The organism is Streptomyces sp. NPDC052109 (assembly GCF_040680195.1).
Taxonomy (GTDB): Bacteria; Actinomycetota; Actinomycetes; order Streptomycetales; family Streptomycetaceae; genus Streptomyces.
In genome coordinates, this window is the sequence record NZ_JBFAWF010000011.1 from 139,810 (window position 1) to 164,054 (window position 24,245).

At 72.5% G+C, this 24,245-nt stretch carries 25 protein-coding genes and 1 pseudogene; 16 read left to right on the forward strand and 10 right to left on the reverse strand.

Going from position 1 to position 24,245, the window contains the following annotated elements:
• Positions 1 to 97 precede the first annotated feature (97 nt).
• The gene (locus AB0L59_RS22985) at positions 98 to 364 is read left to right on the forward strand and encodes a GlsB/YeaQ/YmgE family stress response membrane protein (protein ID WP_365586588.1); all 267 of its coding nucleotides are present in this window, start codon (positions 98 to 100) and stop codon (positions 362 to 364) included.
• Between the two features lie 375 nt (positions 365 to 739).
• Here AB0L59_RS22985 and AB0L59_RS22990 read toward each other — a convergent pair whose 3' ends face one another.
• Positions 740 to 1,612 carry a trypsin-like serine protease gene (locus tag AB0L59_RS22990; protein WP_365586591.1) on the reverse strand — a complete coding sequence of 291 codons (873 nt, stop codon included), beginning with the start codon at positions 1,610 to 1,612 and terminating at the stop codon, positions 740 to 742.
• 57 nt (positions 1,613 to 1,669) lie between these two features.
• A pseudogene (locus tag AB0L59_RS22995) lies at positions 1,670 to 2,112 on the reverse strand (transcriptional regulator); the annotation flags it as partial.
• Here AB0L59_RS22995 and AB0L59_RS23000 point away from each other — a divergent pair.
• Positions 2,048 to 2,551, forward strand: coding sequence for a hypothetical protein (locus tag AB0L59_RS23000; RefSeq protein ID WP_365586592.1), 504 nt, complete (start codon positions 2,048 to 2,050; stop codon positions 2,549 to 2,551). The pseudogene AB0L59_RS22995 and the gene AB0L59_RS23000 overlap by 65 nt on opposite strands.
• 177 nt (positions 2,552 to 2,728) lie before the next feature.
• Entirely contained in the window at positions 2,729 to 3,139 is a 411-nt protein-coding gene (locus AB0L59_RS23005) for a hypothetical protein (RefSeq protein WP_365586595.1), read from the forward strand.
• A 38-nt stretch (positions 3,140 to 3,177) separates the two neighbouring features.
• Here AB0L59_RS23005 and AB0L59_RS23010 read toward each other — a convergent pair whose 3' ends face one another.
• Complete coding sequence (locus AB0L59_RS23010; protein WP_365586596.1) at positions 3,178 to 4,470, reverse strand: hypothetical protein; 1,293 nt, start codon at positions 4,468 to 4,470, stop codon at positions 3,178 to 3,180.
• 471 nt (positions 4,471 to 4,941) lie between these two features.
• Positions 4,942 to 5,544, reverse strand: a complete 603-nt coding sequence (locus AB0L59_RS23015; protein ID WP_365586597.1) for a hypothetical protein — start codon at positions 5,542 to 5,544, stop codon at positions 4,942 to 4,944.
• Between the two features lie 407 nt (positions 5,545 to 5,951).
• On the opposite strand from AB0L59_RS23015, the gene AB0L59_RS23020 reads away from it, so the two are divergent.
• Complete coding sequence (locus tag AB0L59_RS23020; protein ID WP_365586599.1) at positions 5,952 to 6,416, forward strand: pyridoxamine 5'-phosphate oxidase family protein; 465 nt, start codon at positions 5,952 to 5,954, stop codon at positions 6,414 to 6,416.
• 45 nt (positions 6,417 to 6,461) lie between these two features.
• Here the strand turns inward: AB0L59_RS23020 and AB0L59_RS23025 are convergent, their stop codons facing one another.
• Both AB0L59_RS23025 and AB0L59_RS23030 read right to left on the reverse strand, forming a co-directional pair.
• A complete protein-coding gene (locus AB0L59_RS23025; protein WP_365586602.1) occupies positions 6,462 to 7,196 on the reverse strand; it encodes a TIGR03943 family protein in 735 nt (244 codons plus the stop codon).
• Entirely contained in the window at positions 7,193 to 8,233 is a 1,041-nt protein-coding gene (locus AB0L59_RS23030) for a permease (protein WP_365586604.1), read from the reverse strand. Before AB0L59_RS23030 ends, AB0L59_RS23025 begins: the two co-directional genes overlap by 4 nt.
• A gap of 203 nt (positions 8,234 to 8,436) precedes the next feature.
• Between AB0L59_RS23030 and AB0L59_RS23035 the strand changes: the two genes are divergently transcribed.
• The gene (locus tag AB0L59_RS23035) at positions 8,437 to 9,249 is read left to right on the forward strand and encodes a serine hydrolase (RefSeq protein WP_365586607.1); all 813 of its coding nucleotides are present in this window, start codon (positions 8,437 to 8,439) and stop codon (positions 9,247 to 9,249) included.
• Positions 9,250 to 9,262: 13 nt separating this feature from the next.
• Here the strand turns inward: AB0L59_RS23035 and AB0L59_RS23040 are convergent, their stop codons facing one another.
• Positions 9,263 to 9,574 (reverse strand): hypothetical protein, encoded by a 312-nt coding sequence (locus AB0L59_RS23040; protein WP_365586610.1) that lies wholly within the window; start codon positions 9,572 to 9,574, stop codon positions 9,263 to 9,265.
• Between the two features lie 99 nt (positions 9,575 to 9,673).
• Here AB0L59_RS23040 and AB0L59_RS23045 point away from each other — a divergent pair, with 99 nt between their 5' ends.
• Positions 9,674 to 10,228, forward strand: coding sequence for a response regulator transcription factor (locus AB0L59_RS23045; RefSeq protein WP_365586612.1), 555 nt, complete (start codon positions 9,674 to 9,676; stop codon positions 10,226 to 10,228).
• Between the two features lie 353 nt (positions 10,229 to 10,581).
• Here AB0L59_RS23045 and AB0L59_RS23050 read toward each other — a convergent pair whose 3' ends face one another.
• Positions 10,582 to 12,387, reverse strand: a complete 1,806-nt coding sequence (locus AB0L59_RS23050) for an alkaline phosphatase family protein (protein ID WP_365586615.1) — start codon at positions 12,385 to 12,387, stop codon at positions 10,582 to 10,584.
• 246 nt (positions 12,388 to 12,633) lie between these two features.
• Between AB0L59_RS23050 and AB0L59_RS23055 the strand changes: the two genes are divergently transcribed.
• Positions 12,634 to 13,047 carry an SRPBCC family protein gene (locus AB0L59_RS23055; RefSeq protein ID WP_365586617.1) on the forward strand — a complete coding sequence of 138 codons (414 nt, stop codon included), beginning with the start codon at positions 12,634 to 12,636 and terminating at the stop codon, positions 13,045 to 13,047.
• A 1-nt stretch (position 13,048) separates the two neighbouring features.
• Positions 13,049 to 14,125: a type I phosphomannose isomerase catalytic subunit gene (locus AB0L59_RS23060; RefSeq protein WP_365586620.1), complete on the forward strand. Its 1,077-nt coding sequence runs from the start codon at positions 13,049 to 13,051 to the stop codon at positions 14,123 to 14,125.
• A gap of 371 nt (positions 14,126 to 14,496) precedes the next feature.
• On the opposite strand, the gene AB0L59_RS23065 is transcribed toward AB0L59_RS23060, so the two are convergent.
• Entirely contained in the window at positions 14,497 to 16,032 is a 1,536-nt protein-coding gene (locus tag AB0L59_RS23065; protein WP_365586854.1) for a hypothetical protein, read from the reverse strand.
• Between the two features lie 1,208 nt (positions 16,033 to 17,240).
• Complete coding sequence (locus AB0L59_RS23070; RefSeq protein ID WP_365586623.1) at positions 17,241 to 17,444, reverse strand: antitoxin; 204 nt, start codon at positions 17,442 to 17,444, stop codon at positions 17,241 to 17,243.
• Between the two features lie 304 nt (positions 17,445 to 17,748).
• Between AB0L59_RS23070 and AB0L59_RS23075 the strand changes: the two genes are divergently transcribed.
• The 8 genes from AB0L59_RS23075 (at position 17,749) to hypA (ending at position 24,239) form a co-directional block, all read left to right on the forward strand.
• Positions 17,749 to 19,254 carry a hypothetical protein gene (locus tag AB0L59_RS23075; protein ID WP_365586857.1) on the forward strand — a complete coding sequence of 502 codons (1,506 nt, stop codon included), beginning with the start codon at positions 17,749 to 17,751 and terminating at the stop codon, positions 19,252 to 19,254.
• Positions 19,255 to 19,353: 99 nt separating this feature from the next.
• Positions 19,354 to 20,442, forward strand: a complete 1,089-nt coding sequence (locus tag AB0L59_RS23080) for a hydrogenase expression protein HypE (RefSeq protein WP_365586626.1) — start codon at positions 19,354 to 19,356, stop codon at positions 20,440 to 20,442.
• Positions 20,443 to 20,503: 61 nt separating this feature from the next.
• Complete coding sequence (locus AB0L59_RS23085) at positions 20,504 to 22,297, forward strand: nickel-dependent hydrogenase large subunit (RefSeq protein ID WP_365586628.1); 1,794 nt, start codon at positions 20,504 to 20,506, stop codon at positions 22,295 to 22,297.
• Complete coding sequence (locus AB0L59_RS23090) at positions 22,290 to 22,850, forward strand: NifU family protein (RefSeq protein ID WP_365586631.1); 561 nt, start codon at positions 22,290 to 22,292, stop codon at positions 22,848 to 22,850. Before AB0L59_RS23085 ends, AB0L59_RS23090 begins: the two co-directional genes overlap by 8 nt.
• Positions 22,847 to 23,443 (forward strand): DUF5947 family protein, encoded by a 597-nt coding sequence (locus AB0L59_RS23095; protein ID WP_365586633.1) that lies wholly within the window; start codon positions 22,847 to 22,849, stop codon positions 23,441 to 23,443. Before AB0L59_RS23090 ends, AB0L59_RS23095 begins: the two co-directional genes overlap by 4 nt.
• 20 nt (positions 23,444 to 23,463) lie before the next feature.
• Positions 23,464 to 23,670: a hypothetical protein gene (locus tag AB0L59_RS23100; protein WP_365586635.1), complete on the forward strand. Its 207-nt coding sequence runs from the start codon at positions 23,464 to 23,466 to the stop codon at positions 23,668 to 23,670.
• A gap of 59 nt (positions 23,671 to 23,729) precedes the next feature.
• Positions 23,730 to 23,879 carry a hypothetical protein gene (locus tag AB0L59_RS23105; protein ID WP_365586637.1) on the forward strand — a complete coding sequence of 50 codons (150 nt, stop codon included), beginning with the start codon at positions 23,730 to 23,732 and terminating at the stop codon, positions 23,877 to 23,879.
• A 9-nt stretch (positions 23,880 to 23,888) separates the two neighbouring features.
• Positions 23,889 to 24,239: a hydrogenase maturation nickel metallochaperone HypA gene (hypA, locus tag AB0L59_RS23110; protein ID WP_365586640.1), complete on the forward strand. Its 351-nt coding sequence runs from the start codon at positions 23,889 to 23,891 to the stop codon at positions 24,237 to 24,239.
• Positions 24,240 to 24,245 lie beyond the last annotated feature (6 nt).

The window sequence follows — 24,245 nt, forward strand, 5'->3', positions numbered from 1 at the left end:
CAGGCCGTCTCTACCGCCCCCTAGGCTTGCGCAAACAGGCAAACCACATGTTCGGGGCCGACGCACGCGGATCCCGACCCGACTGGAGGACAACACCGTGGGCATCATCGGCTGGATCATCCTCGGCCTGCTCGCCGGAGCCATCGCCAAGGTGCTGCTGCCCGGCCGCGACCCGGGCGGCCTGATCGGCACCACCCTCATCGGCATCGCGGGCGCCTTCGTCGGCGGCTGGCTCTCCGCCCGCTTCCTCGACCGCCCGGTGGAGAAGCACTTCTTCGACCTCTACACGTGGGGCGCGGCGATCGCCGGCTCCCTGGTGCTGCTCATCGGCTACCGCGTCCTGTTCGGCAACTCCCGCGACTGACCCCGCTCCACCGCCCCTCGGGGCATGCGATCCAGAAGTGGACGGCCCGGACTCGGACGGCCCTGCCGACAGGCCGCTCACGGGTCCCCCGGGCCTTGGTGTGCTGGAGTCCGACCTGATGTTCCGGGCGACCGGGCCGGCCTTTCCGGCGCTGCGGTGGTCCGGTTCCAGCAGTGCGGGCAGGTCGTACCTTGCCGGGAAGTCCGGGTCCCCATCGCCCTGTTCGCCCTACGGGCGTGCGGCTGCCGGCGGGGGGGCGGGCGCCGGAGCGTGCCGTCGGCCGTGGGCTCCCCCGGACCGCCGGCGCCGTCGTGCCACGGGTTCCGGCGCCCGCCCCTCGTCGGTCGACGGCTCGCGCGGGCGGGCCGTCGAGCCTTACGGCAGTTTCACGAACGGTGCGAGGAAGGCCCGGGCGCCGGGGGTGTCGAGACGGTAGGCGACGTTCGTCGCGTAGCAGGGCGTGTCGCCGGTGATGGTGGTGGCGGCGAGGACGTTCCTGCCGTCGAGGACCGCGAAGTCGGGACCGCCGGAGTCGCCGTAGCAGGCGCCGCCGTTGCCCTGGGGAGCCGTCATGCCGAGGCGCACCCAGGCCTTGTTGAGCGCGTTGAAGGTCACGGGTGCCTTCATGCGCACCCCTCCGCCCGGGTGGGTCTGGCCGCCGGGGCCGTTGGCGGCCTCCTGGGTGCCGTACCCGGCGACGAACCAGTCGGTGGAGTTCAGGCCCTGCGGAGCGAGTGCGTCCAGTTCGTTCTCGGTCGGCAGGGTGGCCGGAGTGAAGGACCAGCGGGCGGCGACCTTCGCGGCGGGCAGTTCGACGACCGCGATGTCGTGCGGGTCGGCGGCGGGGCCCGGATAGTCGGGGTGGGTGTGCGCGGTGCCTTCGACGGCGACGGCGTTCGCCTCGGCGGCCGGGTCGCCCGGGAACTTCCGCGCGGCGGCGTCGAGTCCGGCCTGGACGTCCTGGTCGAGCGACACGTAGAACCGGACGCCGGCCGGCCAGTCGCTGGTGCAGTGCGCCGCGGTCAGGAAGGTGTCCGCGTCGATCATCGTGCCCGAACACACCCAGTCGACGCGGTCCGGGGTCGCCGGGTCGCCATCGTCGTCCCAGGTGGCCACGAGCGCCCCGACCTCGGTGCGTTCGGGTGCGGGCGTGGCGTTGTAGGAGTTGATCGCGGAGGAGGGCAGCGCGGCGGCGAGCACGGTGGCGCACGCCGCGGCGGTGACGGAGGTGACGCGCAGAGCGGTCAAGAAGAACCCCTTCACTGGGTTGTGGGACAGGTGTTCTCCTGTGGGAGGTAGGAGCATTCAAGGGGACCGGGACGTCCGGGACAAGGCCTGCCGCGTCGCGGGGTCGGCCGGCAGGAACGCCTCCAGTCTCAGCTCGGCGAGGTGACGTCGACGGCGGTGGCGAAGGTCGTCACGGTCGTCATCAGCCGCAGCTCGCCGTAGGCGGTGCGCAGGGTCAGCGGGACCGCGAAGCCGAGATGCCCGGCGGACGGCTCGAACTCCGGGAGACAGGCGATGAGTTCCTCCCGCAGCTCGGGCAGGTGGCCGAGGCGGGCGGCCAAAATGTGCCGGGCCCATTCGGCGAGATTGCCGATGCGCGGGGCCAGACCCCGTGGATGCGGTGCGAGACGGTAGACGTTCCTGCCGGGGCCGACGAGTCCCGGGTCCGCGCCCTCGGTGAGCGCCTCGAACGCCTGGTTCGCGGCGACGAGGTCCCCGAACCGGTCCACGACCGGCGCCGGACGACGGCTGGTTGCCGTACCCGCCGACCCGGCCGACTACGCCTCGGGCCTGCTGCGCGTTCGCTCGGCAGCGGTCGCCGCCGGGCGCCGCGCGCAGGACGTCACGCCGGCGCTGTTCGTCTCCGTGCGGGTCGACGAGGACGTCGAGCGCGGCCGGTACGGCCTGGACGCGTACGCGCGGGCCGTCCACGGAATGCCTCTGGCGGAGCCGGCGCGGATCCAGGCGGTCGTCACCGGCTCCGCCGAGCAGGTGGGCGAGCGACTCGCCCGGTTCGCGGCGGCCGGGGCCCGGCACGTCGTCGTGCGCCTCGGCGCCCTGGACCTGTCCTCTCAGCGCGACCAGCTCGAACGGGTCGCCGAGCTGATCCCCGCGCTGAAGGCGTCGGCGTCCGCCGCCGCGCCGGCCGTCGGGCGCGTGCAGCAGGAGACGGTGGACTGACCAGCGTGCTCTTGCATCCCTCCGAGAGACTGTGGGGCAACCACGCCGCTTTCATCCCTACGAGTGAACCCACGGATGGATGTCCGGACTCCTCCCCCTCTGCGGGGTGTGCTGAGCCGGCCGGCTCCGACGCCGTCAACTGGGCCCCGCCGTACCAGGACTGGGGGATCGGGACGTATGAGTGTCTTCGTTCTGTGCGCTTGGCTGCTGACCGCCGGACTCGGCGCGTACCTCGCCACGGTGTGGGTCCGGCACGCCGGGCTGCGGCAGCGCACGCCCGGTGTGACGCGCCTGCCGCTGTGGCTCGTGCTCGGCCATGTGGCCCTCAACGTGGCCGGACTGGGCGCCTGGACCGCCTATGTCGTGGGAGGCGTGCGAAGTTCGGCCTGGGCCGCGTGCGCGGTGGCGCTGATCGTGGCCGCGTTCGGCTTCATGATGCTGCTGCGCTGGCTGCCCAGCTCCGGACGCCACTCCCACGGAGGCGCCACGGCCGAGCGGCACTTCCCGGTCAGGGCCGTGGTCGCGCACGGTACGACCGCCGGCGCCACCGTGCTGCTGGTGCTCCTCGTCGTGCTGCACAAGGCATGAGCGGCCGTGCCGCGCAGCGGCCTGAGCGGGAGCCCGGTTCACCGCACGGCGGTCCGGCGGCGCACGGCCGCCAGCACCAGCCCGCCGACCGCCGTGGCGGCCACCGCACCCGCGGCCAGGATCGGCATGCCGTTGCCGCCCGTGGCGGCGAGGCTGCCACGGGTGCCGGCGGATCCGCCGGCACCCGACGCCTCCGACGTCGAGCCGGAGACGCCTGACGCGCCCGGGGTGCTCGTCGTGCCGGACGTGCCCGAGGTGCCTGCCGTGCCGGTCGTACCCGTGGCACCGTTCGTTCCTGTGGTGCCCGAGCCGCCGGTCGACCGGCCGTGCGGATCGTCGCCCTGACCGCCCGTACCGGCGCCGCCCTCGGAGCTCCCGCCGTCCGTGGTGCCGCCGGAGCTCGTGCCGGGGTCGCCGTCACGGGTCACGTCGACGTTCAGGTACGCGGTGTCGTCGGCCAAGTTCGTGTCGAACGCAGGATGGATGCCGTACACGGAACTGGCCGTGACCTCACCCCGGGTGTCCTGTGCCGTGCTGCCGATCCGCAGGACGAAGGTGTAGTCGAGGGACTGGCCGACCTCGATGGTGTGGTCGCCGGGCGCGCAGACGTAGGCGGAGTGGCCCGGCTCCGACGGGCCGGTCGGACCGTCGATTCCGAACGGCTCGCAGTCCTTGGGTACTTGGACGGCGGCGGTGCTCTGCGGGATCCGTACCATCAGGGCCGGCTGGTCGTCGCTCTCCTGGTTCTGGATCCAGCCGGGGCCGTCGTTGCGCAGCGTCGCGGTGACGGTCACCTCACTGCCGGGGGCGCCCTCGGTCAGGTCGCCCTGCGCCAGGAGGTCGGCCGTGCTGTCCGCGGTCAGGGTCAGCCGCCGGTAGCTGTCGTCGAAGCCCTCGCCGGGCGCGTCGCCGGTGGGGCTCGTGCCGTACTCGACGGACTCCATCAGCGCCTGGGGCAGCGCCTTGAACCGCACGGGCACGGTGAGGGAGGCGCCGGGCTGGACGACCGTGTCCAGCTCGCACAGCGCCTGCCTGATCCGGTCGCCGACGGTCGAGTAGGTGCACCCGTCGACGTGCGCCGGAAAGTCGAGGCCACGGGTCAGCCGGATCCGGAAGGCCACTCCGTCAGCGGCCGCCGTGCCCTTGTTGGTGACGGTGACGGACTGGTCGTACATCTCGCCCGGCTTGGGAGCGGCCGTCGGCAGGGTCGAGACCACCAGATCGGGGGTGGCTTCCTCGGCGTGCGCCATGGGCGCGACGAGCACGGGGAAGCCGAGGCCGATCGCGGTGGCGGCCACGCAGGTCGCCGCGGGACGAAGGGCTGAGCGCACGATGGGAATCTCCTCCGAGGTACAGCGCATGGGCCGGCCTGCCGGCCGGCTGATCATGTACTGGACATCCGGAGGGCCCCAGGGGTTGTGGATGCTCGCTCGCATGCAGCACCGCGGGGAACCGTCAATGTCCCCGGTGGGCCTGGTCCGGGCCGGAGTACGACCCCGGATGGCCGCGCGGCCTGGTGGGGCGGCGGTTTCCGTGGTGTGCTGGTAGTGGCGGGAAGGACCGAGAGCAGACGCGGGGAAGCGGCCGGGAGCCGTGCACCGCGCAATCCGGATCCGCGAGAAGTGGATGGCCCTTCCCGCCCTCCTGTCTCGCCCCCTCCCCCCGCCTTCTCCGCTCGCGCGCCTGTCGTCGTCCGCCCTCGTCCCTGGCCGCCGGGCCGCGCGGCGTCTTATGTGACGGGCGGCGAGCGGCTACCCGCCCGCGTGCCCTGGTTGGGCTGTGGCCGTGCCGGTGCGGTGTGTTCAGCCTCGTCCGCCGCTGAGGTTTCCCCAGCGGGGGCCGATCTGCTTCCATTCCTCGTCCCACTCAGCCATGCGCCGCCGGATCAGCCGGGTGCGGACCACCCATCCCGCGCCCCAGACCGCCGCACCGGCCGACGGGGCGACCAGGGCTCCGGTGAGAGCGGCCTGCAGGTCCGCCGCGGCGCCGGTGACGGGCGCGGAGACGACGCGGCCCGCGCGACTGGTCCAGACCGTCACCTGGGATCCGGCGGGAGCGCCCGGCTGGACCTTCGCCCGGTCGGTGTGCACGGCGCCGTGCGCGTCCGTCCAGCGCACCGTCGCCCAGACCCGCCCGTCGTCGTAGCCGCTGCCGGAGGCCGGGGTCGCCGCCGCGCCGTCGGTGAGCACGGCGGAGACGGCGTGCACCTGAGCCTGACGGGCGGAGAACGCCGAGCCGGCGGTCTGTGCCGCGGCGAGACCGGCGACGGCCCCGCCGAGGACGGCGAGCGCCCAGGTCACCAGCACGATCCAGGCCTCGACGACGTCGCTGTGCCGCCTGAGCGGATTGCGTCGCCAGCGCCACAGGCGTACGTGGGTGACCGTCGTGGGAGGTGTCCGGTTCATCGTCACCGCCTCCTCTCGCCCACCGGCGGCCTCGCCCCACCCACTCCACGTACCCTCGCCGGGCAGGATCGCCCCGTGCGGGCGGCGTGCGGGCTCGGGGCGGTATCCCGGACCCGGCCGTCGAGTGTCACCACACCATCGTGCACCTCAATCCGGCTGATGGCGGTCTGAGTGCGGTGGCGGAGCACGACCACTTGGCACCGGGCCCCGGGTCGACCGGCGGAACCGGGACGTCCGGCCCGGGGTGGAGGGCCGAAGGGCACTGTGCGGGCGCCTCTGGACGGAGGACAGTCGGATTCAGGAGCGGCACCGCTTCCCCCGCGGTGTCGCTCCGCTCCGGGCGCACGGCGGCGTGCCGCGCCTGAGCCGGCGAGGAGAGAGCCACGCGACCCGCGAAGAAGTCAGTCATGATCCGTAACGGCGAGCCGGCGCACCGCCGCATCGACCTGGACCCCGTCAAGGCACTGCGACTGCTGGGCAGCGTGTCGCTGGGCAGGATCGTCTTCACCCGCCAGGCGCTGCCCACCGTCCGCCCGGTCAACCACGTGCTGGACGGCGGCGACATCGTCATCCGCACCCACGAGGGCACGGCACTGACCACGCGAACGCGACAGGGCGGCGACACGGGCGTGGTGGTCGCCTATGAGGCCGACGCGATCGACCCGGACACCCACCTCGGCTGGAGTGTCGTGGTGACCGGCTACGCCCGGCTCGTCACGGACGCCACGGACCTGGCACGGGTGCGGACGCTGCTCGCGCCCTGCGAGCCGCAGGAGGGCATGGACCACGCCGTCCGCATCCGTCCGTCCCTGGTCACGGGTGTGCTGCTCACCGACACGCCCCCCGTGCCGACGAGGGGCCGCGGGCGCTGAACGACGGACCGCGCCCGCTCGCCGGAGTCGGCCGGGTACGAAGGCCTAGGACGGGGTGAGCGGCAGGTCGTCGGTGTAGGCGTTCACCGGCTGGGCGATGGGGCGGGTGTTCCGGACGTCGAGGGCCGCCCGGGCGGTTCTCGTCCCGAGGGCGCCCCGGGGGTGCCAGGTGCCGGTCACGGCGAGCCAGGTGTTCTCGGGTGGCGCCGCGGAGCCGTACACGCGGATCTTCACGGTCTGCGAGTCCGCCGCGCAGCACGTGAAGATGATGCGGGTCAGGTACCACCCGACGTGGTCCTCGGCCGGGGTGACGAAGCCCGTGAGCTGGACGATCCGGTCCTTGACGGCCCGGCTGGGGTCCTGCTGGACGCGCTCGGTGAACTCGGTGAGGGTCAGGGGCAGCGGTGAGGTCGAGGGCAGCGGAGCGAACCGCTTCTGCACCGCGACGGGCTTGGTGTTCGAGCGTGCCGCGGTGTACGCGCCCAGGGCGGGCGGAGCGTAGAAGAGCAGGCTGGTCGCCGGGAGGAACAGCAGCCAGGCGATGCGCGGGGCGCCGGAGTGGTCGTGACCGTGCTCGTGGTCGTCGTGGGCGGCGTGCCGCGGTTCGCCACGGACGGCCGCGGCGGCCAGGCCGAGCAGCAGCAGGACGACGCCGGAGACGATCAGCGGCGGTCGCAGACCGGCCTTGACGTAACGCAGGTACGTGTCGGTGAACAGGGCCGTGTGCAGCAGGCCGGTCCCGGTCAGGGTCAGGAGCAGGATCTGGACGGGGCGTCTCACAGCAGGGCGCCTCCGATCAGGACGCTCGCGGCGACCGCCACGACCGTGGTGGCCGTGCAGAACCGCCAGGCGAAGGCCCGCCCGAACGTGCCCGCCTGAAGGGCGATCAGCTTCAGGTCCACCATCGGGCCGACCACCATGAACGCGAGCCGCGCGGTCGGGGAGAACCCGGCGAGCGAGGCGGCGACGAACGCGTCGGCCTCCGAGCAGACCGCCAGCAGCACGGCGAGCCCGGCCAGGAAGAGCACCGAGAGCCAGGGTGAGCCGGAGAACGTGTCGAGGACGGGGCGTGGCACCGCGACGTTGAAGGTGGCGGCGGCCATGGCGCCGAGCACGAGGAAGCCGCCGGCGTGCAGGAAGTCGTGCTGGAAGCCGAGCCGGAACTCGTGCCGGCGGCTGCGGCCGTGCTGGTGGCCGGTGTGCCGGTGCCGCAGGGCCGGCCGCAGCCACTTCTCCTTGCCCAGCCAGAGCCACAGCCAGCCCATCGCGGACGCCGTGGCGAGGGAGGCCAGCAGCCGGGCGGCGACCATCGCGGGGTTGCCCGGGAAGGCGACGGCGGTGGCGGTCAGCACGACGGGGTTGATGGCCGGCGCCGAGAGCAGGAAGGCGAAGGCGGCGGCGGGGGTGACACCGCGCCGGATCAGGCTGTTGGCGACCGGGACGGAGGCGCACTCGCAGCCCGGCAGCACCGCGCCCGCGACCCCCGCGACCGGCACGGCGAGGGCGGCCCGCCTGGGCAGCACCCTGGTGAACAGCTCGGCCGGCACGAACGCGTTGATGGCGCCGGACAGGGCGGTGCCGAGGAGCAGGAAGGGGAGCGCCTGGACGGTGATGGCGAGGCACACCGTGCGCCAGGCCTGGACGGCCGGCCGGTCCAGCCACTGGGCGCCGCCGACGAGGGACACGGCTGCTGCGCCCGCCGCGATCGCGAGAGCGGCGCAGAGCGGCCACGGCCGGATACGGCGCACGGGCGGCGAACCGACGCGGGCGACCGCCACCCCCTCGGCCACACCAACCAGTTCATCCGTTTTTTCCATCATCACTCCGGATGTCGGTGTCTGGCCGACGATAGGCGAGGCCCCTGATCCGGCCGCGCGTACACGCCGCCGCATGACCGACCCGGGTGTGGCAATGCATCCCATTGGTGGCGTCGGTGGCTCTTCTCACAATTCGCCATGAAAAGCCTCGAACGTGACCGCCGCCACGTCGCTCGAAGCACGTTTTGTCTACGTTCGGGCCCATGCCGTCTCACCCCTCCCCCACCGCCGCACGCACGCGGGCCGGCGCTCTCCTGGCCTCCGTCGCGGCTCTCGTCTCCCTGGGCGCACTGCACCCGGCACCGGCCGCGGCAGCCTCCGCACCGGCCGCCTCCCCGCACGCCACGGCCGCCGTGCTCGATCTGGACGGAGCCGGCCGCACCCCTGTCGTGCAGGGGGAGGACAGCGCGTACGACACCGCCAGCATCGTCAAGGTCGACATCCTCGCGGCGCTGCTGCTCCAGGCGCAGGACGCCGGGCGGCAGCTGACCGCCGACGAGCGCGGCCACGCCGAGCCGATGATCGAACGCAGCGACAACACGGCGGCCGACGCGCTGTGGCGGCAGATCGGCCAGGCCTCCGGGCTGGCGGCGGCCAACAAGCGGCTCGGACTGACCTCGACGACGGGCGGTCCCGGCGTCAAGTGGGGGCTGACACGGACGACGGCGAGCGACCAGATACGGCTGCTGCGGGCCGTCTTCGACGGTGACGCGAGCGCGGCCTCCGGCTCCCCCGCGCTGACCGCCGGCTCCCGGTCCTACATCCGCTCCCTCATGGGCCAGGTCATCCCCGAGCAGACCTGGGGGGTCTCGGCGGCCGGCGGGGCGGACGCGCCGCGGGTGCTGAAGAACGGCTGGCTGCAGCGCAACACCTCGGGCCTGTGGGACGTCAACAGCGTCGGCCAGATCACCGTGAAGGGACATCGCTACCTGATCGCCGTCCTGTCGAACGGCAGCGCCTCGATGAGCGACGGGATCTCGCTGGTGGAACGGACCGCGCGCCAGGCCCTCGCGTGAGCCCGGCTCCTCGTCATCCGCCAGGCGGACGACGAGGGCGGACCGTGGTGGTGACGGTGAGCGCCGCCAGAGCGGCCAGACAGAGCCAGGGGCCGGTGACCGAGACGACCTGGAGGAGGGGCAGGTCCGCGTGCTGGGTGACGGCCAGGGAGCCGTAGGCCGTACCGAACGGGGACAGCCGCGTGATCAGGAACTCGGCGGCGGCGACACCGGCCGGGAAGACCAGGGTGGCCGGCGTGGCCGCAGCCGGTGCGCCAGCAGTCGGTCGGCGAGGGGGGGGCAGGGTCTGCAGGGCGGCCAGGACGAGGGCATTGGCGAGCACCACGGCGTTGAGCCGATCGCCGATTCCTGGGCCCGGAAGACGGCGGCCCCGAGATGGGCCGGCCAGATCCAGAGCGCGCCGGACCGGGCGCGGCTGAGCCGGGTGAAGCGCAGCAGCAGGACGGGGAAGATCCAGGCGGCGGCCGCGATGTCCCACCGGCCGCCGACCGCGAAGAGCATGGCGCCGGTGCCGAACACCAGCAGGGGCCAGGCGTGCCGATGGGCGCGGGGCGGCCGCGCGGGCGTCGGCACCGTCGGGTGGGGCGGTGCGGGTACGGCTGTGTTCGTCATGCTCGGGACGCTAGGGCGGTGCGTTCTCGACCTCGATCGTGAGGCACGCGTCGTCCCCGCGTACGGCGACCCGCACGCCGACCGGACTGGCGTGCTTGACCACGTTGGTCAGCGCCTGCCGGCCCCGGCACCGGAGCCCGCGACGCTCACCGAGCGCGAGATCCAGGTCCTCGTACTGGTCGCGCGGGGGCTGTCCAACGCACGGATCGCGACGGACCTCGGGCTCAGCGACGCGACCGTGAAGAGCCGCGTCAACCGGATCCTCACCCGGCTGGGGCTCGAAAACCGGGTCCAGGCCGCCCTGTTCGCCCACCGGGCCGGACTGGTCACGGATCCCGGCGGGGGTCCTGGGCCGGCGGTGGATTGACCCCTTCGCCGTTCCCCGTGACACGCCTGTGAGCAGGGCTGGTTCTCTGGACATCCCGACCGGGAGCCGGGCCGCTGGGCTGGGGTCACGATCGGTTGGCCGTACCGGCCGTACCGGCCGTTCCGGTGGCGGTTCCGACCGAGGGGTCCACCGCGGCGGCACGATCCCGCACGGCCGGGTGCGGGCCGTACCCCCGCACGGCCACCCCGACTCGCCGTTCCAGGCCGCACCGACACCGGGCCGACGCGCCGGCCGCGTGGAGCCGGCGGAGAAGGGAGCAGCCCACGGGTTGAGACCCGTGGGCTGCTCCGCCGGGCGCCGAGGTCGCGTGGGCCCGTTTGCGTAGTGGCCGGTCAGCCCACGGTCAGGGCGAACGGTCCGGCCAGGACCGAGTAGCCGTCGTTGGCGAGGTAGTACACGTCGTACGTACCCGCGCCGCTGAGTTTGCCGGTCGAGAAGGTCAGGGCGCCGCTGGCGTTCGGAGCGTAGGACCAGGCGAGCGAGGACTGCTTGCCGGGGGTGACGCCCGCCGGGTAGATGCCGATCCAGTTCTTGGAGTTCACCTGGGACGCCGACGGCACCGAGTAGCGGAGGGTGACGTTGCCGCCGTTCGCGACGGCGTTCAGATCGCCGGTGAGCGTCGGGACGGTGGCGGTGGACGGCGCGAACGCGGCGTTGAGCGGGGTCGCGTAGGTGTCGTTGGCGGTGAGGCCGGGCAGGCCGAGGGCGGCTTCGATGGTGCGGCCGATGCCGTAGTGGTCGTAGTGGAGCGGGCTGCTGGTGCCGGCCGGAACGGTGCCCTGGGAACCGACGAGCGTGGTGACGATGTGGTTGTAGGCCTCGCCCTGGCTCTCGTCCCAGGTCAGGATCAGCAGCGAGCGCTGCTGGGTCCAGGCGGGAGAGGCGAGGACCGGCGCCAGGGTCTGCTTCAGCCAGCCGTCCTGGGTCTTGAGGCTGGTGGCGTTGCCGTTGCCGGAGGCCTCTCCGTCGTAGTAGTCGTCGGCCGCGATCCAGGAGAAGTTCGGGGTGGTGGCCGCGGACTTCAGGTCGGTGGTCAGCTGCGTGGTGTCGAACAGGTGGGCCGCGCAGCGGGAGGCGTTGCCGCTGATGTCGGTGTAGTTGATGAAGGGAGCGTCGTCGGGCTCGTAGTAACTGTCGTTGTCGTTCTTGGTGTTGCAGGGGGTACCCATGCCCTGCTCGTAGGCCTTCCAGGTCTTGCCGGCCGTCTCCAGGGTGTCACCCAGGTTGCGCTCGGGCGAGTTGATGTCGGGGAAGTACGTGGCGCCCTTGGCGTACGTGTCACCGCCGGCGACGGCGAGGTAGTTCTCGTCGCTGGGGTGGTAGACGCCACGGAAGTCGGTGAGCGTGGCGCCCTGGCTCATGAGGCCGTGCATGTACGGAGTGTCCGCCGGGTCGTTCATGACCTCGGAGTAGTCCGTGTTCTCCATCATGACCGTGAACACGTGGTCGTAGCCGGGGACCTTGGAGACCGGCGGGGCGAGCGGGGCGGGTGCGCTGACGGGCGTGTCCAGGGTGAGGGAGAGGTTGTCGAGGTAGCCGGCCTCGCTGCTCGTCGACAGGAACTGCACCTCCACCTGGATGGAGCGGGTGCCGGCCGGGACCGCGCCGGTGGTGCTGCGCGAGAGGAACTTGGTGGCAAGGCCCCGGTCGCTCGCTGACACGGTGGGCAGCTTGGCGGTGGCGCCGATCGGGCGGCCGCCGCCGTCGTGGAAGTGCAGGCTCACCGCGACATAGCCGCCGTACGTGGTCCAGCCGCCGAGCCAGCCGGAGAGGTTGTAGTGCACTGCGCCGCCGTCGATGGCCGATGCGCCGGAGGAGACGTCTACGGTCTGGGTCATCGCGCCGTCGCCGAAGTTTCCGGGCCCGAAGAAGGCCTTGCCCGGGGTCCCGCCGTCGCTGGGCAGCCCGAAGGAGGCGACGGAGTGGCACATGACGTTCGGACCGCCGGCCTCGGTGGTCCAGCCGGGGACCGTGGTGGCGGCGGCCCAGTCGCCGGTGCAGTAACCGCCGCTCTCCGCATCGCCGTTGACGATCAGGTTGCCGCTGCTCCCGGCCGCCTGGGCGGGGGCGGGAGCGGAGACGATCAGTGCGCCGAGGAGGGCGAGGAGCCCGCCGAGGGATCTCCAGCGCAGTCGCATACGTGGTACCTCGTCCCGTTGGTGAGGATGCCGTGAAGGTGACGCCCGCACGGCCTGACTGTGCGCAACGAACGGGACATGAGTACTGTTCGTCGCTGTCGAGCGGAAGAACCACGGCCAAACTTGACCAGACAAGTTCGCGGCGGACGCGGCCTGGTCCACGGCACGGGCCGTGGCGGGCTTTTCGGCCGCCGCGGAAGGGGCACGCGGTCGGGGTACGACTTCCGAGCGGAGGGCGGTATCACCATGACCGAGTACGAATGGTCCCGCACGATGCCCGCACAGCCCGAGCAGGTCTTCGACCAGGCGGCCAACATGGGCCAGCTCGACGCGTGGCTCCCGGACGCCCTGCACGTGGATGCGGGGGACCCGCCCGCCGTCACGGTGCACGAGGAGCGCCTGGGCCAGGACATGCCCGCCCTGCTGCGGGCCGAGCCCGACCAGATGCGCCTGGAGTGGGGCACGCGGGAGCAGGGCAGCTACACCGGCTGGCTCCAGGTGTCCGGCATCGGCAGCGGGGCCAGCGAGGTGACCGTGCACCTGTCGTTCTTCGAGGCCGGACACGATCCCGGCGAGGAGGCGGTGTTCAACGCGCTGGACGGCAGTCTGCGCCGCCTGGAGCAGCAGGTCCGGATGCGCGTCGACAACGCGGCCGGTTGAGATGCCGGACCTGGTGATCTGGTATCCGCTGCGCCTGACCACGCCGGTCAAACAGCACGTCTTCGGCGGGCGCGCCCTCGCCGGCCGACTGGGCCGCACCGGTCTGCCGGAGGGCCGCATCGCCGAGACGTGGGAGGTCAGCGATGTCGACGGCGAGGGCGCGACGGTCGCCGAGGGCCCACTCGCCGGGCGCAGCCTGCGTGCGCTCATGGCGGAACACGCGGACGGCCTGCTGGGCGACCGCCGGCACGGACCTCGGTTCCCGCTGCTGACCAAGTTCATCGACGCCGCACGGCCCCTGCCGGTGCACCTGCACGCCGACGACGACACGGCCCGACGCGTCGAGGGCGAGCTTCACGGCAAGACCGAGGCCTGGCACGTCCTGGACGCCGTGGCCGGAGCCACCGCGCTGGTCGGCACCCGGCCCGGGGTCGACCGGCAGGTCCTGCGCCAGGCGCTGCTCGCGCAGGAATTCGACTCGGTCCTGCGCCGCCTTCCGGTACGCGCCGGGCAGACCGTCTACGTCCCCGGCGGGACCCTGCACAGCTTCGGGCCGGGGACGCTGGTGTACGAGATCGAGCAGACCTCCGACATCCAGCAGCACGCCATGCCCTGGCGGCTGGAGGACGGCGCGCCCCTGGACGAACGGGAGCGCGAGGCGAACATCGAACGGCTGCTGGAGGAGTGGCGGCCCGATCCCCGTCCGGAGTTCCAGCCGGGGCTGAGCCGCACACACGGCGACTCGGTGGTGTGCACGGTCCTGTGCGCGGGACCGTATTTCGCCCTGGAACGCTGGACCGCGGGCGCCGGCGCCCCCCTGACCCGCTCGTTCTCCACGGCGCAGATTCTCAGTAACGTCGGCGCCCCGGTCGCCGTCGCCGCGGGCGGCTGGACGGGCCGCCTGGACCGGGCCCGGACCCTGCTGCTGCCGGCTGCCCTCGGGGAGGTGCGGGTGGACGGGCCCGCCGATGTCCTGTTCGGTTACGTCCCCGACCTGGAGGCCGACGTCCGTGCACCCCTGACGGCCGCGGGGCACGGCGCCGCCGCGATCGCCGCGCTCGGAGAGGGCCTGGGGTGACGCACGGGCTCGGCCGGCGGTGAGCGCCTGCGGCGCAGGCTCCTCGGTCGCGAGGCGAGCAGTCGTGCGCCGCGGTTCGCCAGGTGGCGGACCGGATGCGGGTCCCGCTCGCCCGGTCCTGTGCGGCGGGGACGAGCGTCTCCCCGTGGACGGAAGGGCCGCGACCGGCTTCGGCGCGTCGGCCGACGGCTTGAGCGGCCTGGGCCGGCACGGTGGCGAACGGTCCTGGTGACGGGTGGTCCGGCGGCCGGACGGATCGAGGCCGTCCTGGTGGCCCACGTCGGCCCGAGTACCGGTGGTGGTCACGGCGAAAGGGCGGCCGGCAGCGCCGAACCGTATCGCAGGCGCCGACGGCGCGCCCCGGCCGCCCGTCAGTAGCCGGAGCCCAACGTCTGGGTCGTGTAGGCACACTCGGTGTAGATGTAGCCCGGGCGCAGCTTGGCCGTGTCGGAAGCCGGTGTCGCGGTGCTGCCGCCGTTCGGCTTGTGCACGAAGTAGGTGGTGCCCACGGGGAGGCTGATGGTGCGCTGCGGGTAGTGCCTGCCGCTGTCGGTGCACGGCTTGAAGCCGACCATCAGGGTGTCGGCGAGCGTGTACGCCTTGCAGTCGCCGCAGCCCTTGAGGGTGAAACTGCCGGTGACCGGTCCCGTGTACAGCACGGTGATGTCGTGCGGGCTGTCGTTCTTCACCGTGACGGAGATGCTGCCGCCGGAGGCGGTGGTGGGCAGCTGCTTGCCGGCCTTCGGGAGCGTCTGGGCGACCTCGGCGGCGATGGCGATCTTCTGGGCGCGGGCCCGGTTCCTGTCGTTCCTGCCGTCGGAGACGAACTGCTCCATGGTCTTCTGCGCGGCGTCGAAGTCGCCCTTCTTGTACTCGTCCACTCCGCAGGCGTACTCCCCCGCGTCGCCGCTCCTGCCGGCGCGCGCGGCGGCCTTGGCCAGCGTGCCGTCCGCGTCGCCCGTGGACTTCGACAGTCCGCCGATCCGCGTGTCCAGGTCGCGCAACCGCTCCACGGCCGTGCAGGGGTCGTGTCCGCCGACGGCGTTCTCCGCCCGCTGCACGGCGGCGTCGACGGCCGGGGAGACCTTCGTCGCCGCCGCGGACCGCGGGAAGGTGTTCAGCAGGTCACCGAAGCGCGCGTCCCAGTCCGTCCCGCCGCCCGTGAGGTGCTGGGCCCCGCACTCGTAGAGCGAGGTCGCGAGCCGGTCGTCGGGCCAGCGGGCCAGCGCTCCGAGCTGCCCCTTGGGCATGGTGTCGGGCACGGTGCGCAGATACTTCAGCGGTTCGACGGCGCCGCAGTAGTCCTGATGGCCGTACGCCGCTCCGACGGTCGTGTAGTAGGTCCGCAGGCTGTCGGGGACCCGCCGCGCCGCGCGGGAGGCGGAGTGGTGCCGGGCGAGGTCGCGGTAGACCTCCAGGGCCGCCCGGTAGTCCGACTCGGCCGCGGTGAAGGACCGGCTGCCGCTCGCCGCCACCAGGTGGTCGGCCTTGTCCAGGCGGTCGAGCAGTGCCTGTTCCACGGCCTCGTCGTGGGCGTCCTGGTACCAGAGCGCGCCGCCCGTCGGCACGGCCAGCAGCAGCACGCCCAGCAGCAGGGCGAGGGGTGCTCTGGCCGGCCAGGACAGGCGGGTGCGCAGCCCGACGACGCCGCCGTGGAGGGCGGCCGCCAGCAGGAGGGCGGCGTAGCCGACGAGCGCGGCTCCCGGGACACCGGCGGCGTCCGCGGGCAGCGCCACGAGCAGCAGCACCGCGGTCGCCACCCAGCATGCCGCCATGAGCACCCAGCGCCGCAGCAAGGCGTACCCCAGGCCGAGACCGCTCAGGTTGAGCAGGGCGACCGCGGCGGCGCGCCAAGCGTCCGGCGGCGCGGGCGGCGGGCTCGTCGGCATGGGTGGCACCGGCGGCATCCCGAAAACCTGGCTCGGACCGTACGGACCTCCGGACATGACCGCTCCCCCCGTCAGCAGCGCCCCCATGGCTGCGGACCCGCAGTGTACGGGGTGGAAGGCCGACCTGACAGAGGCTCGAACTCGGCTCCGCCTGTGGCGACTTGAACAGGCCACTGCACAACGCGGCCCAGGGCACCGCTTCCGTGCCGGGCGACGGCGGCGCACGCCTGTGCCGTCCTCGCGTCACGGCGCCCCTGCGGGGACACGGGCCGGTGCGGACATCCCCACGCGGACGTCACCCTCGGCAGCCTGTTCGTGGTCGGACTCACCCCGCCGACCGTGTCCTCGCCGTGCGCGGCGTGTGTCTGCCGGGCGAGTCGGAGGCGCGGATCGGCGGTGACTCGTACGAGGCGCTGCGCACGCCCTACGGCAGGTGGATCGTGTTCGGCGGCGTACGGGGCCAGGCCCTGTCGTCGTCGAACTCCCGTCGCCCGAACGGAGGGCGGGCCTCGCGGCGTCAGGTGCGTGCTCTCGGCGTGCCGGGCCCCGGCCCTCCTGCTCTTCCGTGAACTGGCGTACCGCGAGCCGCCGTTGTCGGCGTCGGCGGCGCAACTGGACGAGTGTGCGCGGCGGCACGTCACGGCGCTGGACGGCGCACCGGATGCGCACGGGCCCACGGTCCCCGCCCCTGCGCCCTGTTCAGGGAGCCGTTCGCGACGGCGCTGCCGGTGCGGTTCCCGCCCGGCGGGTCCGCGGCCCGGATCGTGCACTGCGGCCACCACGAGCCGTATGCCGTGGACGCGGGCGAGGTGCCGTCGTTCGAGCCCGATCAGCCCGGCGCACCGCTCGGCCTGGGCGACCTGCCGGCTGCGGGCGGCGATTGCGATCGACGAGGAGCCAACCGGCGGAGTATGAGGACCAGTTCGTGACCTTGTGACGGCGCCTGATCCGGCTGCTCGGCCGCCTCGGCGTCGACGGCGCCACGTCACCGGACACGACCGGTACGCTCCCACCGGCCACCGCCGCTCAGCCAGGCGGGTTCCCGCGTTGCGTGCGAAGGCTCGTCCCGGACGCGGGGAGGCGTCTTTCATCCGGGATGCGGGCACCTCGCCCCCGAGCGGGAGCGGTCGAACTCCCGTGTCCCGGCACCGCCCTCCCGGCGGGCGGCGCCTCGGCGGAGCGGGACGGGACACCGGCCCACCAGGGCTACGGCGCGACCGCCGGGGTCAGTGCTTCACCCCGTTCGCGCCGAGCTTCTCGACCAGGTCCTGCGCCTTGTCGACGGCCGTGTCGATCGTGTCGGTGTGTTCGCCCTCGGTCCTGTCGTCGACGAAGTCGCCGGCCTTCTCCAGGCCGTCGGAGATGGTGTCGCCGTGGGTCTCGGCGATGTCCTCGGCCTGCTCCTTCAGGTTCTTCAGGGCGTCGAACATGTCGGGTTCCCCTCCTTCACCCGCCTGAGCGGCCCCCGACCATGATCCCCGCAGGTGCCGGGGCACGGAAGGCGGCAGCCGGCGGCGCGCGAAGCACCGGGGGCGGGCGGGGCGCACAGCGGCGACCGACCGGCCACTCCTCGGTCGAGCCGCGCGCCGGCACCGGCTCGCCGTCCCCTGACCGGCGCAATGGCGGTGGGCCGGAGGGGCGAGAAGCCGTGACGGGTGTGACCGTGGTGGAAGGAGTGTGCGAGTGGAACGGTGATGAGGAGGCGGCGTGTCGGAGGGACCCGGCGAGGGCAGTGTGGCACTCGCTCCTGTGACGGACAGCGTGTCGTGCGATGCCTTCGAGGACATCGGCGCGGTCGCCGACGCCGTGCTCTACGAGGGCTACCTGCTCTACCCGTACCGCCGCTCCTCGTCGAAGAACCGGGTGCGCTGGCAGTTCGGCGTGCTGCTGCCCCGCGACTGGACGGAGCGGGACGGGCCGGTCACACCGGGGATCTCCGGCTCCGCGGACTCCTGGTACCAGCAGACCGAGTGCCTGCTGCGGGCACCGCGCCGCGACGCGGTCGTACGGGTGCGGGTGCGGTATCTGCAGATGCAGGAGAAACAGGTCGAGGCGGACGACGGAGACGGACGGCACCGCCCTGTGGAGTCGTTGCGGGCGGTCGACGGCACCACACACCTGTCGTTCGAGGAGGCGGTGCCGCGCGAGACCGAGCTGGTGGTGCCGCTGGAGGAGCTGGTCCGCGGAGGCCGTACCACCCTGGTGGGGGCGGCCGCCGGCGCGGAGTCCGAGCCCCTGCCGGGCGGTGCGGGACGAACCGTGCGGCGGCGCCGCGACGTGCGCGCCGCGACGACGGTCGTGGCCGAGCCGCTCGCGCCGGAGCTGTACCGGTTGCGGGTGCGCACCGAGAACACCGGCGACGCAACCGACCCTCGGGCCCCCCGCCATGAGGCACTGCGGCAGGCGCTGATCGCCACGCACACTCTCCTCGGCGGGGACGGCGTGGAGTTCGTCTCCCTCATCGATCCACCCGAAGGGCTGGCGGAGGAGGTGAGGGGCTGCCGGAACGCGTTCACGTTTCCCGTCCTCGGCGGTCCACCCGGGGACGGCACGACGGGCACCGTCATGCTCTCCGCTCCGATCATCCTCCCCGACCGGCCCCGGGTGGCGCCGGAGAGCCCGGGCGATCTGCACGACGCCGCGGAGATCGACGAGATCCTCACCCTGCGCACCATGCTGCTGACCGACGAGGAGAAGGCGGAGGCCCGGGCCACCGATCCCCGGGCCGCGCGGATCCTCGACCGGGTGGACACCATGCCGAGCGAGGTGTTCTCCCGGCTGCACGGCGCCATCCGTTCCCTGACACCGGTGCCCGCGCCCACCGGACGGGCCGCCTGGTGGCAGGAGGGCGGCGACGACGGGCTCTCCCCGACGACCGACGCCGTGCTCGTCGACGGGGTGCCCGTCGGCGGCGGCAGCCGCGTGCGGCTGCGCCCGCGCGGCCGGGGTGCCGACGCGCAGGACATGTTCCTGGCCGGGCGGACCGCACGGGTCGGCGCGGTCTTCCACGACGTGGACGGCAGCGTCCACCTGGCGGTCACGGTCGACGACGATCCGGCCGCCGAACTCCACGGCTGGTACGGCCGTTTCCACTACTTCCGGCCCGACGAGGTCGAACCACTCGGCCACACGGACCCGCAGGAGCCGACCGGCCCGGCGAAGTCCCCCGGGCCGCGGTCCCCACGGCCGCAGCGTCCGGCCGACCGGCCACGTGAGGGACGGTCCGATGGATGTCCTTGAGCCGCCGGCCCGCGACCACCGCACGGCCGAGCAGCTGTCGCGTGACGACGCGGCAGTCCACGCCCCACTCCGAGACCGGCAACGACGGAGGTCGCAGCAATGACCACACAGAGCGGTACCACCGATGTCCGCGGCGAGCCCAGCAGGGCCGAGGCGCGGGAGGGATTCGACGAGATCACCATCCTCTGGATCTCGGAGGGCATGAGCTGCGACGGCGACACCGTGTCGCTGACCGCCGCCGGCCAGCCGTCCATCGAGGACGTCGTGCTGGGCCTCATCCCGGGCCTGCCGAAGGTGAACCTCGTCAACAAGGTGCTTTCGCCGAGCCTGGGCGGCGAGGACTTCCTGGCCCCGTACCGGGCGGCTGCCCGGGGGGAGCTGGAGCCCTTCATCCTCGTGATCGAGGGTTCGGTCCCCAACCAGAACATCATCGAGGGCGACGGCTACTGGACGTCGTTCGGCAACGATCCCGACACCGGCGAGCCGCAGACGCTGAACTGGTGGATCGACCAGCTCGCGCCGAAGGCCTGGGCGGTGGTGGCAGCCGGGACCTGCGCCACCTTCGGCGGCATCCACGCCATGGCCGGCAACCCGACGGGCTGCATGGGCCTCGCGGACTACCTGGGGTGGGAGTTCAAGGCGCGCTCCGGGCTGCCGGTGGTCAACGTGCCCGGGTGTCCCATCCAGCCCGAGAACTTCATGGAGACCCTCGTCTGGGTCCTCCAGCACGCGGCCGGTGCCGCTCCCCCGCCGCCGCTGGACCACATGCTGCGTCCGCAGTGGCTGTTCGGGAAGACCGTGCACGAGGGCTGCGACCGGGCCGCCTACTACGAGCAGGCCGACTTCTCGAAGGACTACAACTCCCCCAAGTGCCAGGTGAAGGTGGGCTGCTGGGGGCCGGTCGTCAACTGCAACGTGCCCAAGCGCGGCTGGATGGCCGGCATCGGCGGCTGCCCGAACGTCGGCGGCATCTGCATCGGCTGCACGATGCCCAGCTTCCCGGACGCCTTCATGCCGTTCATGGACGAACCCCCGGGCGGCACGTTGTCGACCATGCTCGTCAAGCCGTACGGAGCCGTCATCCGCCGCCTGCGCGGCCTGACCAACGACGTGGTGAACCACGAGCCCAAGTGGCGCCACAACAAGCGCAAGCTGACCAGCGGCTACGACCCGCACTGGCGTGCCTGACGCCGTCCTCCCCCATCCGTCCACCGACCCGCCCGACCCGAAGCGAGGGGCAGCACCGCCAATGACCACCACCGAGTCCCGGCCCACACAACGCAAGCCGGCCCAGATCGTCGACATGTCCTGGGATCCGATCACCCGGATCATCGGCAACCTCGGCATCTACACGAAGATCGACTTCGCCAACCAGGAAGTCGTCGAGTGCCACAGCACCTCGTCGCTGTTCCGCGGCTATTCGGTGTTCATGAAGGGCAAGGACCCGCGTGACGCCGGGTTCATCACCTCGCGGATCTGCGGGATCTGCGGCGACAACCACACCACCTGCTCCAACTACGCGCAGCAGATGGCCTACGGCGTCAAGCCGCCCAAGCTGGCCGAGCACATCACCAACCTGGGCGAGGCGGCGGAGTACATCTTCGACCACACGATCTTCCAGGACAACCTGGTCTTCGTGGACTTCTGCGAGGCGATGGTGAAGGCCACCAACCCCGGTGTCCTGGCCCGCGCCGAGCGCACCGACGCGCCCCGCGGGGACGTCCACGGCTACCGGACCATCGCCGAGATCATGAAGGCCTTCAACCCCTTCGAGGGCGAGGTCTACAAGGAGGCGCTGAAGGTCAGCCGGATCACCCGGGAGATGTTCTGCCTGATGGAGGGGCGGCATGTGCACCCCTCCACGCTGTACCCGGGCGGGGTCGGCACGATGCCGCAGCCGAACACCTTCACCGACTACCTCAGCCGTCTGATGCGGGTCATCGACTTCGTGAAGAAGGCGGTGGCGATGAACGACGACGTCTTCGACTTCTTCTACGAGGCCCTGCCCGGCTACGAGGAGGTCGGCAAGCGCCGCATCATGCTGGGCTGCTGGGGCGCCTTCCAGAACCCGGACGTCGTCGACTACCGCTACGCCACGATGAACGAGTGGGGCCGGGCGATGTACGTCACCCCCGGCATCGTCGTGGACGGCAAGCTGGTCACCAACAACCTGATCGACATCAACCTCGGGCTGCGCATCATGCTGGGCAGCTCCTTCTACGAGGACTGGGTGAACGAGGATCCGTTCGTCACCCATGACCCGCTGGGCAACCCGATCGACATGCGCCACCCGTGGAACCAGACGACGGTACCGGTGCCGCAGAAGCGGGACTTCGAGGGCAACTACAGCTGGGTGATGAGCCCGCGCTGGTACCACCCGGACACCGGCGAGCACCTCGCCCTGGACACGGGCGGCGGGCCGCTGGCGCGGCTGTGGTCGACCGCGCTGAGCGGCATCGTCGACACGCCGTACGTCAAGGCGACCGGCGGCGCCATCCGCATCACCCTGCCCAAGGGCGAGAAGCTGCCGGAGACCACCCTGGAGTGGCGCATCCCGAAGTGGAGCAACACCCTCGAACGGGACCGCGCCCGGCCTTACTTCATCGCCTACGCCGCCGCCATGGCCCTGCAGTTCCTGGAGGAGGCCATGGGGATGCTCAGGAGCGGTGACACCAAGGTGTACGAGAACTTCGAGGTGCCGGACGAGTCGATCGGCTGCGGCTTCCACGAGGCGGTGCGCGGGGTCCTCTCCCACCACCTGGTGATCCGGGACCAGAAGATCGCCAACTACCATCCGTACCCGCCGACCCCGTGGAACGCCAGCCCCCGGGACATCTACGGCACCCCCGGCCCGTACGAGGACGCCGTCCAGGGGCAGCCGATCTTCGAGGAGAACGGGCCCGACGACTTCAAGGGCGTCGACATCATGCGCACGGTGCGCAGCTTCGACCCCTGTCTGCCGTGTGGCGTCCACATGTACATGGGCAAGGGCAAGACGCTCACCACGGTGCACTCGCCGACGTACGGAGCGAGTCATGCCTGACGCCGCCGTGCGGCTGGCGGACCCGGCGGTGGAGGCACGCCTCGCACATCTGGACGAGGTGCTGGCCGGGCTGGAGTCCGCTCCGGGCCCGGCGCTGGAGGCGGTGCGGCTGCTGACCGAGGTCTACGGCGAGGCCCTCGCCCGGGTCCTCGACGACGCGGACGAGCGGCAGTGGGAGCGGCTCGCCGACGACGAACTGCTCGGCCATCTCCTGGTCCTGCACGGGATCCATCCGGAGTCCCCGGAGCGCAGGGCCGCCCGCGCGGTGGAGAAGCTGCGGCCGGCGGTGCGCGAGCGCGGCGGTGACCTGGAGTGGGCCGGCGTCGACGGGCAGGTGGCGCGGGTGCGGCTGACCTCCGGCGGCGGGTGCGGTTCCGGGTGCGGCGGCGGCTCCTCGGACGTCACCGAGGCGGTTCGGGCGGCGGTGCTGGCCGTCGCTCCCGAGCTGACGTCGGTCGAGACCGTACAGGACACCGCCGGACGGCGAACGGCCCCCGCGTTCGTACCGCTGAGCACGATCAAGCGCAGGGTCGTGCCCGAGGAGGCGCGGTGAGGGTGGACGGAGCGCTCGCCCGGGTCATCCGCTCCGCGGGCCACCGTGCGGCGACGGCCGAGGCCGAGGTCTGCGAGCTGTGCGCCGCCCGCCTGGCCGTCGAACACCCCCACCTGTACGACACGGGTGCCGCGGAGGTGCGGTGCGTGTGCGGGCCCTGCTCGGTGCTGTTCGCCGACGACGGGGCGGGCGAGGGCCGCTACCGGCTCGTGCCCCGGCGCCGGCTGCGGCTGCCGCCCGTCGACACGGCGGTGCTGGGCGTCCCGGTGGGTCTGGTGTTCTTCGTGCCGCGTTCCGACGGCACGGTCACCGCGCAGGGGCCGAGTCCGGCCGGGGCCATGCGGTGGGAGGTGGACGCGGAGGCCTGGCAGCGGCTGGCCGCCGCGGTTCCGCAGCTCGCCGGCATGGCACCCGACGTGGAGGCGTTGCTCGTGAACACCGTGCGCGGGCTCGACGAGCACTGGATCGTGCCGGTCGACCACTGCTACCGGATGATCGCCCTGGTCCGCCGCGAGTGGCGGGGCCTCTCCGGTGGCGGACGGGTCTGGCCGGCCGTAGAACAGTTCTTCAGGGAGCTGACCGAGCGGTCGTAAGACCTGGAAGGAGAACCGACATGGGCACCATCCGAGTGGGCCGCCCCCAGGCGAAGCCCGACACACCGAGCCACGTGCCAGGACTGCACCAGGGGAACAGAGGCCCTTACAAGCACCAGACCGGACACCACAAGGACGGCAGCTCCGACGCGCGCCGATCCACCGGTATCCACTGGAAGCGGCATGACGCCCTGGTGAAGGACATGCCGAACATCTCACCGGGATGAGGGAGCAGAAAGTGACCGCAATGAACATTGGCATGCGGAGAAGGACCGGACGAGCGGGGGTGTCGGGACGCCAGCTGCTCGTGGCACAGGGCACGGTGGTCGGCAGCGTGCTCGCGGCCCTGTTCGTCAAGGAGCTCCCGGGCATCATGCGCGAGCTGCGCATCTACCGGATGACCGGTGGCCTGCGCGCGAACCGCCGCTACCCCTGATCCGCTGCCGTGCACGAGTTGTCGATCGCGACCGCCATCGTGGAGCAGGCCGAGGAGATCGCCCGCGCGGACGGGGCCGACGGTGTCTCGTCGGTGACCGTGCGCGTGGGCGAGCTGGCGGGTGTGGTGCCCGACGCGCTGGACTTCGCCTTCGAGGTGGTCCGGGAGGGCACGGTGCTCGCCGGGGCCCGGCTGGTCGTCGAGCAGGTGCCGGCGCAGGCCTACTGCGCACCGTGCGCCGAGGAGTTCGCGGTGGGCATGCCGCCGTTCTTCTGGTGCCCGCGCTGCGACCGGCCGTCGCAGGAGCTGCGCAGCGGGCGGGAACTGGAGATCACCGACGTCGCACCGGCCCCGCACTGAGCACGG